Annotated in this window: 15 protein-coding genes; 3 read left to right on the top strand and 12 right to left on the bottom strand. The window is 71.6% G+C overall.

The features are described from left to right. Nucleotides 1-2: 2 nt before the first annotated feature. The 7 genes from C8P66_RS02680 to C8P66_RS02650 all read right to left on the bottom strand — a co-directional run bounded on the left by C8P66_RS02680 (nucleotide 3) and on the right by C8P66_RS02650 (nucleotide 4,925). On the bottom strand, nucleotides 3-572 hold the full coding sequence (locus C8P66_RS02680; protein ID WP_111396591.1) for a hypothetical protein: 570 nt from the start codon (nucleotides 570-572) through the stop codon (nucleotides 3-5). 64 nt (nucleotides 573-636) lie between these two features. After that, on the bottom strand, nucleotides 637-1,464 hold the full coding sequence (locus C8P66_RS02675; protein ID WP_111396590.1) for a phage capsid protein: 828 nt from the start codon (nucleotides 1,462-1,464) through the stop codon (nucleotides 637-639). Between the two features lie 119 nt (nucleotides 1,465-1,583). After that, a complete protein-coding gene (locus tag C8P66_RS02670) occupies nucleotides 1,584-2,294 on the bottom strand; it encodes a capsid assembly protein (protein WP_111396691.1) in 711 nt (236 codons plus the stop codon). A gap of 8 nt (nucleotides 2,295-2,302) precedes the next feature. Further along, nucleotides 2,303-3,697, bottom strand: a complete 1,395-nt coding sequence (locus C8P66_RS02665; RefSeq protein ID WP_111396589.1) for a portal protein — start codon at nucleotides 3,695-3,697, stop codon at nucleotides 2,303-2,305. A 2-nt stretch (nucleotides 3,698-3,699) separates the two neighbouring features. Further along, a complete protein-coding gene (locus tag C8P66_RS02660) occupies nucleotides 3,700-3,924 on the bottom strand; it encodes a hypothetical protein (RefSeq protein ID WP_111396588.1) in 225 nt (74 codons plus the stop codon). Between the two features lie 147 nt (nucleotides 3,925-4,071). After that, nucleotides 4,072-4,503, bottom strand: coding sequence for a hypothetical protein (locus C8P66_RS02655; RefSeq protein WP_111396587.1), 432 nt, complete (start codon nucleotides 4,501-4,503; stop codon nucleotides 4,072-4,074). After that, on the bottom strand, nucleotides 4,500-4,925 hold the full coding sequence (locus C8P66_RS02650; protein WP_111396586.1) for a hypothetical protein: 426 nt from the start codon (nucleotides 4,923-4,925) through the stop codon (nucleotides 4,500-4,502). Before C8P66_RS02650 ends, C8P66_RS02655 begins: the two co-directional genes overlap by 4 nt. A gap of 129 nt (nucleotides 4,926-5,054) precedes the next feature. On the opposite strand from C8P66_RS02650, the gene C8P66_RS02645 reads away from it, so the two are divergent. After that, a complete protein-coding gene (locus C8P66_RS02645; protein WP_111396585.1) occupies nucleotides 5,055-5,705 on the top strand; it encodes a S24 family peptidase in 651 nt (216 codons plus the stop codon). Beyond that, nucleotides 5,702-6,295 carry a YjbF family lipoprotein gene (locus tag C8P66_RS02640; RefSeq protein WP_111396584.1) on the top strand — a complete coding sequence of 198 codons (594 nt, stop codon included), beginning with the start codon at nucleotides 5,702-5,704 and terminating at the stop codon, nucleotides 6,293-6,295. The genes C8P66_RS02645 and C8P66_RS02640 overlap by 4 nt, the downstream gene beginning before the upstream one ends. 6 nt (nucleotides 6,296-6,301) lie before the next feature. On the opposite strand, the gene der is transcribed toward C8P66_RS02640, so the two are convergent. The 3 genes from der to C8P66_RS02625 are packed head-to-tail and all read right to left on the bottom strand — an operon-like array spanning nucleotide 6,302 to nucleotide 9,768. Then, complete coding sequence (gene der / locus C8P66_RS02635; RefSeq protein ID WP_111396583.1) at nucleotides 6,302-7,663, bottom strand: ribosome biogenesis GTPase Der; 1,362 nt, start codon at nucleotides 7,661-7,663, stop codon at nucleotides 6,302-6,304. A gap of 45 nt (nucleotides 7,664-7,708) precedes the next feature. Next, on the bottom strand, nucleotides 7,709-9,043 hold the full coding sequence (locus C8P66_RS02630; RefSeq protein ID WP_111396690.1) for a PQQ-binding-like beta-propeller repeat protein: 1,335 nt from the start codon (nucleotides 9,041-9,043) through the stop codon (nucleotides 7,709-7,711). A gap of 14 nt (nucleotides 9,044-9,057) precedes the next feature. Further along, the gene (locus C8P66_RS02625; protein WP_111396582.1) at nucleotides 9,058-9,768 is read right to left on the bottom strand and encodes a tetratricopeptide repeat protein; all 711 of its coding nucleotides are present in this window, start codon (nucleotides 9,766-9,768) and stop codon (nucleotides 9,058-9,060) included. A 92-nt stretch (nucleotides 9,769-9,860) separates the two neighbouring features. On the opposite strand from C8P66_RS02625, the gene C8P66_RS02620 reads away from it, so the two are divergent. After that, nucleotides 9,861-10,268 (top strand): hypothetical protein, encoded by a 408-nt coding sequence (locus C8P66_RS02620; protein ID WP_111396581.1) that lies wholly within the window; start codon nucleotides 9,861-9,863, stop codon nucleotides 10,266-10,268. Here the strand turns inward: C8P66_RS02620 and C8P66_RS02615 are convergent. Both C8P66_RS02615 and C8P66_RS02610 read right to left on the bottom strand, forming a co-directional pair. Continuing rightward, nucleotides 10,217-10,948, bottom strand: a complete 732-nt coding sequence (locus C8P66_RS02615) for a hypothetical protein (RefSeq protein WP_146422687.1) — start codon at nucleotides 10,946-10,948, stop codon at nucleotides 10,217-10,219. The genes C8P66_RS02620 and C8P66_RS02615 overlap by 52 nt on opposite strands. After that, on the bottom strand, nucleotides 10,941-12,275 hold the full coding sequence (locus tag C8P66_RS02610; protein ID WP_111396579.1) for a dihydroorotase: 1,335 nt from the start codon (nucleotides 12,273-12,275) through the stop codon (nucleotides 10,941-10,943). Before C8P66_RS02610 ends, C8P66_RS02615 begins: the two co-directional genes overlap by 8 nt. Between the last annotated feature and the right edge of the window lie 19 nt (nucleotides 12,276-12,294).

Below are 12,294 nucleotides of genomic sequence, written 5' to 3'. Positions count from 1 at the left end.
GCTCAGCCCCGCGCCGCAATCAGCGGGAAATTGTCGAAGGACTTCGCCGTCGCCTGCTGGCTGTCGGCCAGGCGCGCGGTGCGCAGCGCCTGGTCGGCCAGGCGGTGTAACGCCTCGGCGCGGCTGCTGGCCTCGGTCAGCGGCAGGCAGAACTCCGCGGCCAGGCGCGCGACCAGCGCATCGGCGAAGAAGGGAGGGAAATCCGATTCCTCCGGCCTGAACACATAGGTCAACGTCACCGCCTGGGCATTCGCATGCAGCCGGTTCTCATGGATGCGGTAGCGCAGGCCCCGCCCCGCGCCCGAGGTGCCGGCCGACAGCGCGCGCAGGAATCCGCTGGGAAGCTGGAAGGCAGCATCGAAATCGGCGACCGGGCGGGCCACCAGCCGCGGCAAGGTGGATTGCCCGGTCGCGAAGGACCACGGATGCACGGACAGCATCGAATCCCGCACATGCGGATAGAGATTGGCCGCCACCTCCGCCTCGGCGGTGCCTTCCTCCAGGCTGGCGACGGGCGCGGCACCGAGCTTCAGCAGCGCGCGCGAACACAGAACAAGCGCGGATAGCGCCATGTCGGATTCTCCTGGGGAAAAAGGGCGGGGTTCCCCCGGATGCGGCGCATCCGGGGGGGGCGCATTACTCCGCCGCGCGCATCCGCACGACACCTTCGCCATCCACCAGCACCGCGCCCTGGCTCATCATGTTGAGGACGAAATGCGCGGCACGATCGCCGTGCCAGGTCACGTCGGTCGTCACATCCTGCGCCGAGGCATGGCCGATCGCGGTCTTGTGGTAGAAGTAGCAGAAGCGCGTGCTGCCGCTGAGTGTCAGGCCCGAATGCGGCATCCACATCGCGCCCAGCCAGGACTTGGCCTGCGCGCCCTTCCACGGCAGATCGGTGTCACCGACGTAGCGGCTGTCGGCGAACTCCTGGATCTGCAGCAGCTGGCTCCACTGCTTCCAGCCGACGATGGCGTAGCGCTGGCCGTCATCGGGGATGTCGGCCGCACCCATCATCTCGAAGGCCAGCAGCACCTTCGCCTTGGTCAGCCCATCGGCATCGGTGGTGCCGGCGGCGGTGCCGACGGCTTCGGCGGTGGCGGTGTCGAGGGCCGCGATGATCAGCTCATCGGTCTTGCGGCCGAGCGCATAGGCGCCGGCATTGGCGATGACCTGGCGTTCCTCGATGTTGGTCTTGATCTCGTCGAGCCGGTCGATCCATTCGCCGGCGTAGTAGTCCTGGAGGAAGCATTCAGCGTTGCTGTACTGTAGGTTCATCACCGGCACGACGCCGTTGCGCGCCTTGGCGGCGGCGGTGCCCTTGCCGACGCGCGGGAAGACGGTGCTGGCACCCTTCACCTCGCCGCGGCTGCGGATGGTCGGGCGCAGCTTGCTGCCCTGGCGCTGGTAGGCGTCTTTCACTTCGGACTCGAACTGCTTCACGAAAGCGGCGTCGATCGTCATGCGGAATCTCCGTGGAGAAGGTCAGGGAAAGGGCGCAGCACCGGTTCTCCGCGAACGGACCGATGCGCGCCCAGGGCCCGCGCGCCCGGAACCCCGGGTTCCGCGCAGGCAAACATCGGTCAGCCGCCGACGAGGCGCCGAAAGCCCTCGGTGACGCGGCTGACGAATTCGGGGTCGCGCTTCTGCCAATAGCGCGGGTCGCGCATCATCTTGCGCAGCCCCGCCTCATCCATCGGCCCGGGCGCGTCGGCGTTGCGGCCGAGCGCCGGCTCGCGGCGGTCCATCATGCCGGCGAGCGCGATGACGCCCTCGGCCGTGCCGGACATCGCCTCGAACACCGCGGGCGGCAGGTTGGCGCGGCCCCAGGTGGCGAGCTGGCCGGCGATGGCGCGGAAGCGGTCCTCGCCACCGAAATGCGCGATCAGCTTGTCGCGCTGGCGGGTCGCCTCGTATTCGGCGGCGGCCTCGGCGATGGCGGGCAGCAGCTTCTCGGCAGCGAGGTCATAGACGAGCTGCGCCTGCTCGGGCGTGAAGCCCGCCGCATGCAGCTTGGCATTCACCGCCGCATCGGGGCTGCATTCCGGGCAGGGCGCGGTGATCTCATAGCCATCCGGCGCCTCGGGGATGCCCATGGCGGCGCGAAACCGCGTGATCTCCTCCGCCGTCGCGTCGGTCGCGGGCGGGGCCATGCGCTGGGACAGGCGGCGTTCCAGCTCCAGATAGGATTTCAGCAGCGCATCGACCCGGACGGAGCCCGTCGCCGGGTCCAGGAATTTCTGGGGAATGGCGGGGGCCGGGTCGAGCTCGGCGGTGATCAGATTCTCGCTCATGCGGTCATTCACTCCTTCGCGGTCAGGATCGAAGCCGGCACGTCGAGCGTGCTGGCGAGAAAACGGGCGGCGGCGGCGATATCGATCTGCGCCATGCCCTCGGCCCCCAACGCCGCCGCCTGTTGCAGGAACAGCGCGGTATTGGCGGCATCGGCGCGGGCCTGGAGCCGGGCGAGCGGGCTGCGATAGGCGAGCCGCACCTCCCGCCCATCCAGCAGGATCGGCGGCACCTCCCCCCGCCGGCGCAGCACGCCGAGCGCGCGGGACACCAGCGGCGACAGCAGCTCCGATTGCAGCCGGCCGTAGCAGGCGCCGAGGATGCGGGCGGTCTCGGCACTGCGTTCCAGCACCTCGGTCGCCGTGCGGTCGCGCCCCGGGCGCGGGTTCAGCCGGTCGGCCAGCAGGGCCGAGCGGATACGGGCGCGCAGATCCTCCAGCACCAGGTTCGACACGTCGAAATTGCCTGGTGCCGCGAGCGGCGTGAGCCCGGCCGAGCCCGGTGCCTTGGGGATGATCGCCCCCGGCACCAGCTCCACCGTCGCCGGGTTCAGCACCCCGTCGTCATCGGCCTGCCAGATGCCGGTCGCGGCGATGGAGGCGTTCTTGAGGATCAGCTCGACGACCTTGTTGGCGGTGCGGATGTCGGGCAGCGCCTTCATCACCGGGCCCCGGCCGTAATCCTCGCCCGGGGCGACCAGCCAGCGGAAGGCGATGAAGGGGCTCTCGGAAAAACGCCCCTCGGCCAGCAGCACCGGCGGCGTGTTCGGCGGCGACAGCACCGCGGCGAAGCTGTAGCCGCCACGGCCATCCGGCCAGACCGCCTCCAGCACCGGCAACCGGGCCTGGCTGTCGTCGGAGACCGCCACCGGCGCCTTGGGGAAGCGTTGCAGGATCGCCGCCGGCGTCAGCCGCGCCGAGCGGAACACCGTGTCCAGCCGGCCGCTGCCGCTGTCCTCCAGCACCGCCTCGGCCAGCGGCACGGCGGCGATGCGCAGGGCGGAGGCATCGCCGGGCCGGGCTTCCTCGACCAGCAGCACCCCCGTCCCGCAGACGACGAGGTCCAGGAAGGCCTGGTGCATCGCCAGCGAGAAACCGGCGCGGTCCAAATGCCCGGCGAGCGCCTCCGAGGCGTTTTCCAGCAGATCCGGCAGGCCCGGGACATCCGCCATCTCCCGCGTCGGCTGCAGGCCGAACCAACGGGACCAGGGTGGCGTCAGCTCCGACAACAGGGATGCCGCCAACTCCTCGGCGGCATCGGCGGCGGTGCCGTCATAGAGCGCGGGCCCGCCCTGGCCCGGGGTGCGGGCCAGAACATGGTCGCGGCAATCCTGCCAAACGCTCTCCCACGGGCGGCGCCGGTCGAGTGCGGCCGCATGGCGGTCGAGAAGGGTTTCGGGGGTCATCCTCATTCCCCCAGCAGAGAGCGGCGGGTGCCCAGCGTGGCGCTGGGCGCCGCGTCGAGCACGCCGCGGGCGGAGGTTGCGATGGTGCCCGCCAGACCGCGACGGGCGCGATCGGCATTGGCGACGCGCGCGGCACCCGCGGCCTCCTCGGGCGGCGTGGTATCGACCGGCAGCTCCGTGGGGGCGGTGCTGGCGATCGGCTGCGGGGCTTTGAACAGGCCACCCATACGGCTCGGCGCTCCTTGGGATCGGGGCGACATCCCGCATGGCTCGCCCCTGGGGGGAGAGGCTGAACCATGCGGAGGATCGCGGGAGGGAGGGGGTTGGTGTGCCGCGGAAGGCGCAATGCGCCCCTTGGCGATTGGGGATTTAGCCTAGGGCACGGAATTTGTCAAGAAGTATTTCCTAGGCTTATTATCTTGACGAATCAGACCCTGGAACAGCCCGCGCGGGGTCAACGCGAAGGGGGCGCCGGGGCCCAGCAGCGCCCGGCACACGCCCACGCAGGTCAGCGGCGCCAGGCCCGGCAAGGCGGTGGGGCGGGCCGCCACGGGGCGATACGGGCCAAGCACGGCAAAGCCCGCGCGCAGCCAAAGCCCCGGCAGATCATACTCCGGGCCCGCCGGCAGCCGCGTCACATGCAGCCGCCCGGAGAGCGGGTCCACGATCGTCCAGCCCGCCTCATCGCGCAGCCCGGCGAAGCAATGGCGGAAGCCGGGCGCCAGCAGCCGCTGCCACGGCAAGGTGGCGGCGCCACCAAAGCCGAGGAAAACGGCCGGCTCCGCCGTGCGGAGATGCCGGCTCACCGCAGCGGCACGATCGTGCAGGCCTCTTCCGGCCTGGGGAACACGCCATCGCCCGAGACGATGCCCTTGATCCGCAGCGGCCAGTCCAGGCGCTGCATCGCTTCGGTCCAGAGCTTCGCATCGCCGCGTTCGGGCGCGAAGCGCGCGTCGGGGACGGTGTGCCGCTCCCCCCAGACCCGCATCACGCGGACATGGGCAAGCTGGATGCGGCGCTGGCGATACAGGCGGTCCAGCACCAGGATCACGTCATCCGGCTCGCAGGGGCGCAGCACCTCGCCACGCCCGGCGGCGACGCGGGCGCCGTCGCGCCGGGCGGTCAGGGCGGACATGGTCCAGAACCAGGCCTCCTCCGAGGAGTGGAAGGGCAGCGCCCGGTCCAACGGGTCGAGGCGGCGGGTCGAGCGGGGGGCGGGTTGGGGCATCGGGGGCTCCGGAAAGCGTCCCTGGGGGGTCGGGACAGTTCCGATCTAAACCTTCAGTCCTAGGTGTCAAGACCTTTATAGGTCTTTTATCCTGTTGCAATGGGGGTGATAACCTAGGATACTGAACCCATGAGACATGAAGACGTGTGGCGCGCGCTCGATGCCCTCGCCGCTGAACATGGGATGAGCGCCTCCGGCCTCGCCCGCCGTGCCGGGCTGGACCCGACCGCTTTCAACCCCTCCAAGCGGACGGGGCCGGATGGGCGCGCGCGATGGCCCTCCACCGAAAGCGTCGCCAAGGTGCTGAACGCGATCGGGGCGCCGCTGGAAGCCTTCGCCGCCTTGGTCTCGGGCAATCCCGGCACCGGCGGTGGCGGCCGGCGGCCGATCAGCGGGCGGCGCATTCCCCTGATCGGCATGGCCCAGGCGGGCGGCGAAGGCTTCTTCGACGATGGCGGCTATCCGGTCGGCGGCTCCTGGGACGAGATCAGCGTGCCCGAGGTGCCCGACCCGCATGCCTATGCCCTGGAAATCCACGGCGACAGCATGGAGCCGGTGTTCCGCGACGGCGATCTGGTGATCGTCTCGCCGGGTGCCCCGGTCCGGCGCGGCGACCGCGTCGTGGTCCGCACCCGCAGCGGTGAGGTGATGGCCAAGGAGCTGGTGCGGCAATCGGCCAAGCGGATCGAACTCGCCAGCCTGAACCCCGCGCATCCGAATTATGGCTTCGACCTGCCCGAGGTCGCCTTCATCCACCGGATCGTCTGGGCCACTCAGTGAAGCTCCCGGCCGCGGCGGCGCTGCTGCTGCTCGCCGGCTGCGCCTGGTTCGAGCCCCCGCCGATGCCGGCGCCCCCCGCCATGGGCCCCGATACGGCGGAACCGGAAGGGCCGGCGCTGTCGCTGACGATCGGCGGGCGGCGCTCCGTCGCTTTGCTGGTGCAGCAGAATGGCGAGCAGCGCATCTGGCGCGGCCGCAACGGGGTGGTGGTCGCGACCGATGGGGCGCGGGTGGTCGCGACGGCGGGGCTGCCGGTCTGGGTGACGGCGACGCGCTTCGACGGCGCCGACCCGCTGGATGATCCGCTGCACCTGCTCGGCCAAAGTGCCACGGTGCGGCGTCAGGTGGATCTCTCGGGGCCGCACCGCGATCCGGCGCGGATGCGCTTCGGCGTGGCGCTGGCCTGCACCCTGCGCGGGCGGATGGATGCGGCGCTGCTGCTGATCGAGGAAGGCTGCAACGGCGCGGGCAGCACCGTCCACAACCGCTTCTGGGCCGACCCGCAGACGGGGGCGATCTCTCACAGCGAGCAGTGGATCGGCGGGCCGGATATGCTGGCGATGGACGTGCTCAGGGCGCCGCCGGAGTAGGCGCCCCTATTTGTCGTCCTCCGCATAGGGATTCTCGCTGCCGCGAAGCTGCACCCGGATCGGCACGCCCCCCATGTCGAACTGCTCGCGGAAGGAATTGACCATGTAGCGCTGCCAGTCATCCGGCAGTGCCTCGGCCCGCGTGCCGAAGACCACGATGGTCGGCGGCCGCGCCTTCGGCATGGTCAGATAGCGCAGCTTGATCCGGCGCCCATCGACCAGCGGCGGCTGGTGCTTGTCCTTCACCACCTCGAACCAGCGGTTCAGCTCGCCGGTGCCGATGCGGCGGTTCCAGCGCTCATGCGCGGCGCGCACCGCCGGCATCAACTTGTCCACGCCTTGCCCGGTCGCCGCACTCATCGGCACCACGGTGATGCCCTTGAGCTGCGCCAGCGAGGTTTGCAGCACATCCTCCACACCCTTCCGGGCGGCGTTGCGGTCCGGCACCGCATCCCATTTGTTCAGCGCGAGGACGATCGCCCGCCCCTCCCGCTCCGCCAGCCGGGCGATGTTGATGTCCTGCTGTTCCAGGCCGAGCGTCGCATCCAGCACCAGGATCGCGACCTCGCATTCCTTCAGCGCGCCGATCGAGGCGCCGGTGGACATCTTCTCCAGCTCCAGCTCCACGCGGGCCTTCTTGCGCAGGCCGGCGGTATCGACCAGCCGCACGCGGCCTTCCTCGTCGCTCCACTCGACGGTGACCGCATCGCGGGTCAGGCCGGGTTCGGGGCCGGTGATCATGCGCTCCTCGCCCACCAGCGCGTTCAGCAGCGTGGATTTTCCGGCGTTCGGGCGGCCGACGATGGCCAGGCGCAGCGGCTTCTCGGCGCCCTCCGGCTCTTCCTCCGGCATCTCGGGCAGATGCGCCACGATCTCGTCCAGCAGCCCGCCGAAGCCCTCGCCATGCTCGGCGGAGATCGGGATGGGCGTGCCGAGGCCGAGTTCGAAGGCCTCCATCGCCGCCAGCGCGCCGCCGCGGCCCTCGGCCTTGTTGGCGAGCAGCAGGATCGGCGCCGGCACTTTTCGTAACAGATTGGCGAAGGCGCGGTCGGTCGGCGTCAGCCCCTGGCGGGCGTCGATCACGAACAGGATCAGGTCCGCCTGCCGGATCGCGACCTCGGAGCTGGCCCGCATCCGCCCGGGGATGGTCTCGGGGTCGGCTTCCTCAAGCCCTGCCGTGTCCAGCAGGATCACCGGCCGGCCGCCCATCTGGGTATGGGTTTCCTTGCGGTCGCGGGTGACGCCGGGGGTGTCGTTCACCAGCGCCAGGCGTCGCCCGGCCAGGCGGTTGAAGATGGTGGATTTGCCGACGTTGGGGCGGCCGACGATGGCGATGCGGCTGGCGCCGGCGGTGGGACGGAATTTCATGCGCCCCACCTACCCCGAATCGGCGCCGATGGATAATCCTGAGTTCTACCCGCGATAGGCGACGAGGCTCGCGTCATCCGTCGCGAGGTACAGCGTCGAATTCACCACCGCCCCCGGCAGCGTCACGCCGCCCGGCAGCCGCAGTTGCCCGGTCACCACACCTGCCGCCGGATCGACCAGCAGCGCCTGGCCCTTGCTGCCCGGCACGATGATGCGGCCGCCGGCGAGGATCGGCGCGGTGAAGCTCGCCGCCTGCCAGTCCTTCTCCTCGCCCGCCGGGGCGGGATCGAGCGGCAGAATCCAGCGCACGCGCCCATCGCCGCGCCCCAAAGCCACCAGATCGCCCGTCTGCGACACCAGGAACAGCCAGTCCCCCGCCACCGCCGGGGTTTCGGTGCTGCCAAGGTTGCGCTCCCAGATGCGGCGGCCCGAACGCAGGTCCAGCGCCAAAGTGGTGCCAGCGAGCGAGGAGGCGAAGACCCAATCCTCATGGATCACCGGCAGGCCGCGGATGCCGGAGAAATCGCTCAGGCCCCCGCGCCCGGAGCCGCCGAGGCCCTCGCTCCAGAGCACACGCCCATCGGTCGCGCGCAGCCCGGTCAATTCGCCCGAGGCGAAGCCCGCGACCACCGTCTCGCCCTCGATCGCCGGGGTCGGCAGGCCGAAGGGCACCGCCGGGGTCGGCGGCGCGCGATGGGTCCAGAGCCGGCGCCCATCCTCGGCCGAAACCGCCACAAGCTGGTTCTCGATGGTCGGCACGAACAGCCGCCCGGCGGCGAAGGCCGGGCCGCCGCGGGCCGGGGCCGGCAGGCGCGCGCGCCAGCGGATCTCACCGGTCGCGACATCGAGCGCCAGCACCTCGGCCAGGCCCGTGGTCACATAGACGGTGTTGCCGTCGATGACCGAGCCGGCGCCGATATTGCCGGCGTCATCCTCCTCGGGGCGGGTATCGCGGCGCCAGCGCTGAGCGCCGGTCGCGGGATCGAAGCCGGAGACGATGCCGAAGGCATCGCCGACGACGGCCAGATCGGCGGACAGGACCGGCCCCGCGACCATGCGCTGGCGCCGCCCGGTGCCGCTGCCGAAGCCGCTGCGCCAGACTTCCCGCAGATTGCCCTCAAGCAGCGCATGGCCCGGGGCATGGGCGGCATTGCCGCCGATCACCGGCCAGGAGGCGATGGGGGCGGGTTCGGGCAAGGTGACGGCGCGGCCCGCCAGGGCGGGATCGGCCTCCAGGCTGCGGCGGCTGCCGAGGACCGGCAGGCGTTCGCCCTGCAGCGGCCGCTTCTTCTCGCCGAAGATGTTGTCGATGGTGTCGCAGCCGGCCAGCAAGGCAGCCCCGCCAAGCAGCACGCCACGGCGGCCGTAGGATCGTGTCATCTCGCGGATATCCTTCAACCGCCGTTGGCGGGCGCGGTGCCCCCAACAGGCGGGGCGACGGGAGCGGCGGGGGGGGCCACGGGGCTGCCGACCTGGGCAGCGAGGCGCTGCACCCGGTCGCGCAACCCTTGCGGCGCCGCGGGATCGGCGGCCAGGGCCTGCAGCGCCGTGCGGGCCGCATCCTGGTCGCCGGCACGCAGGGAGACCAGCGCGCCAAGCTCACGCGCGCTGGCGCCCCAGGGCCCATCCCGCAGCGGCGCCAGCCGCGCGGCCAAACTGGCGGGCGGGTCGATCTCGATCCCATGCAGGACCCAAAGCAGGCTGGCCAGATCGCGCCAGAGCGGATCGACCGCGGAATCGGCGGCGACCGTGTTCCATATCTCGCGCGCCCGGGCCTTCTCGCCGGTTTCATCCAGCAAGGCCGCCTCACGCATGCGGATCAGCATCTGATAGCCGGCGGGGGCTTCCGGCAGCAGCCCGGCGAAGCGGCTCGCCATGACCGTCAGATCGGCGCCCTGGACCTGTGAGGCCTGGTGGATTTCGAGGAAGGCGGTCGCGGTCGTGGCGGCCTTGCGGGCCTCATACCAGCGCCAGGCCTGCCAGCCGCCCAGCCCGATCATCGCCGCGATGAAGAAAACCGCGATCGGGCTGCCGTAGCGCAGCCAGAACCGACGCGTCTTTTCCGCCCGAAGATCCTCGGCAACTTCGTCAAAAATATCGGGCAAGTGGGGGTCCGTCCGGGCTTGGGGCGATGCTGAGGCGCGGACCATACAGGGGCCATCACGGTGCGTTAAGCCCGCGCGGGTCTCATGCCCGCGTGATCCGCGCCTCCACCCTGCTGCTGCTCCTGATCCTGGCGGGGTGTGAGGCCGCGATCGGGCCCGCGATGGTGGCGACCGGCGCCTCGGTGGTGCTGACCGGGCGGACCCTGCCGGACATGGTCATCTCGGCGATCAGCGGTCGGGATTGTTCCCTGGCCTATCTGGATGGGGGCGAGGCCTATTGCCGCAGCGACCAGCCGCCCGCGCCGGTGCCCTTCTGCACCCGCAGCCTCGGCAGTGTGGAGTGCTGGCGGGCGCAGCCGCCGCTGGCCATGCCGCCCTCCCGCCAGGTCGCGGACAGCCCCCCGGCCCAGCCGCCCGCGCGGCCCTGGTGGGAACCACAGGGGCGCGGTCAGCTGCCCCAGAGCTGGGCGCCGGCGCGGGCCGCCCCTGCCCGGCCGTAGCGGGCCGGCTCATCGCCCAGCAGCCGCCACCCCGCGCCGGAGAGCGCGCCGAGGGCCGCCGCCTCCTGCGCCCGGTCCCGGGTGTGGATCAGGCACAGGCCGGGGCGCGCGGCGGCGAGGGCCGCCAGCGTCGCGGCGGCGCTGCCCATGTCCAGGATCACCAGATCCCAGGGCGCCCGCCCGAGCAACGCCGCCCCCTCCGTGCCGGTGACCATGGCGGCCCCGTTCAGGCGACGCAGCGGATCGGCCTCGGTCGTCACGATTTGGCCGAGCATCCGGCCCCGCCCGAGCGCCGCGCGAACCGCCGCCTCCACGCCGAGGCCGCAGCCCAGGGCCAGGACATGGAAGGCACCATCCCGTGCCGCGGCCGCGCTCAGCGCCGCGATGACGGGCAGCGAGGGGGCCTCGGCCGCATCCGGCGCGGCGGCGGCGGCCACGGCCACCGAGGCCAGCAGCCCGGCACGCCCCCCGGCGGAGGCACGCCCAAGCAAGGCCAGCACCCCGGTCGATGCCGGGCCGCCAGATGCGGCCGGCGAAAACGCGCGGCCGAGCGCCGCCGCCCATCCCTCGGGCCTGGGCATGGTGGGGGCCGCGGTGCGCGGCCGGCCGGCGGGCACGGCCAGGCGGCCCATGCCGCGCAGCCTGCGCGCCCAGCCCGGCCGGGCCCCGGTGTCAGACACGATGAGTCTCGGCGAAGGGGACCGGCCGGCCGGCCGGGGCGCCCAGCACCGTATCCTCCCGCATCACCGCCTTTCCACGCACCACGGTCGCCACCGGCCAGCCGTGGCAGACGTGGCCCGCGAAGGGCGTCCAGCCGCAGGGGGAGGCGATCCAGCTTTCCTCGATGGTGCGGACCGCGCCCATGTCCACCAGCGTGAAGTCCGCGTCATAGCCCGCCGCCAGCCGGCCCTTGCCGACCGAGCCGTAGATCCGCGCCGGCCCCGCCGCGAGCAGATCCGCCAGCCGCGATAGCGACAGCCGCCCGGCCGAGACATGGTCCAGCATCATCGGCACCAGGGTCTGCACCCCGGTCAGCCCGGCCGCGGTCGCGGGCCAGGGGCGTTCCTTGGCCTCGCGGGAATGCGGGGCGTGGTCGCTGCCGATGGTGTCCACGGTGCCATCGGCGATGGCGCGCCAGGCGGCCTCCATATGCCGCTTGTCGCGGATCGGCGGGTTCATCACGGCATAGCCGCCGAGGCGGTCATAGGCCTCGGGCCCGTATTGGGTGAGGTGGTTCAGCAGCACCTCGACGCTCGCGACGTCGCGGAAATCGCGCAGATAGCCGAGTTCCTCCTCGGTGCTGACATGCAGGATATGCGCGGGGCGCCCGGTCTTGCGCGCCAGCGCCATCAGCCGGCGGGTGCCGAGGAAGGCGCATTCCACGTCGCGCCATTCCGCATGCAGCCGGTGCGGCCCGCCCGCGGCGTAGAGCGGCTTGCGCTCCTGCAGGCGGTACTCATCCTCGGAATGATAGGCGATGCGGCGGCGGCCGGAGCGCATGACCGCCTCCAGGCTCGCGTCATCCTCGACCAGCAGATCGCCGGTGCTGCTGCCGGCAAACACCTTCACGGCGCAGACATTGGGCTCCAGCTCCAGCGCCGCGAGGTCCGGGATGTTGGATTTTCCGGCGCCGACATAGAAGCCGATGTCGCACCAGCTATGCTCCGCCGCATAGCCGCGCTTCCAGTCGAGCTGCGCCTTGCTGGTGATCGAGGGCGCGGTGTTCGGCATGTCGAAGACGGCGGTGATGCCGCCCAGCACGGCGGCCCGGGTGCCCGTCTCCATGGTCTCGACCGCCGGATCGCCGGGGTCGCGCAGATGCACATGCGGGTCGGTCAGGCCGGGCATGACGTGCAGATGGGCGCAGTCGATGGTCTCGGCGGCCTCGGACGTCCGCAGGTCGCCGATGGCGGCGATCTTGCCGTCGCGCACGCCGACATCGGCGGTTTCCACGCCCCAGGGCAGCACGCAGCGGCCGTTCTTCAGGATCAGGTCAAAATGCGTCATGCGGCCCCGCGTGTGGCAG

It is taken from the genome of Humitalea rosea, assembly GCF_003253705.1.
GTDB classification, from domain to species: Bacteria; Pseudomonadota; Alphaproteobacteria; order Acetobacterales; family Acetobacteraceae; genus Humitalea; species Humitalea rosea.
The sequence above is the reverse complement of the archived record's forward strand: the minus strand, read 5'-3'. Positions and strand labels throughout refer to the sequence as shown.

Coding starts and splice junctions, on each gene's coding strand:
- der (WP_111396583.1), bottom strand. CDS start 7,663: ATGAAATTCCGTCCCACCGCCGGCGCCAGCCGCATCGCCATCGTCGGC.
- C8P66_RS02645 (WP_111396585.1), top strand. CDS start 5,055: ATGAGACATGAAGACGTGTGGCGCGCGCTCGATGCCCTCGCCGCTGAA.
- C8P66_RS02680 (WP_111396591.1), bottom strand. CDS start 572: ATGGCGCTATCCGCGCTTGTTCTGTGTTCGCGCGCGCTGCTGAAGCTC.
- C8P66_RS02650 (WP_111396586.1), bottom strand. CDS start 4,925: ATGCCCCAACCCGCCCCCCGCTCGACCCGCCGCCTCGACCCGTTGGAC.
- C8P66_RS02665 (WP_111396589.1), bottom strand. CDS start 3,697: ATGACCCCCGAAACCCTTCTCGACCGCCATGCGGCCGCACTCGACCGG.
- C8P66_RS02630 (WP_111396690.1), bottom strand. CDS start 9,043: ATGACACGATCCTACGGCCGCCGTGGCGTGCTGCTTGGCGGGGCTGCC.
- C8P66_RS02610 (WP_111396579.1), bottom strand. CDS start 12,275: ATGACGCATTTTGACCTGATCCTGAAGAACGGCCGCTGCGTGCTGCCC.
- C8P66_RS02670 (WP_111396691.1), bottom strand. CDS start 2,294: ATGAGCGAGAATCTGATCACCGCCGAGCTCGACCCGGCCCCCGCCATT.
- C8P66_RS02660 (WP_111396588.1), bottom strand. CDS start 3,924: ATGGGTGGCCTGTTCAAAGCCCCGCAGCCGATCGCCAGCACCGCCCCC.
- C8P66_RS02675 (WP_111396590.1), bottom strand. CDS start 1,464: ATGACGATCGACGCCGCTTTCGTGAAGCAGTTCGAGTCCGAAGTGAAA.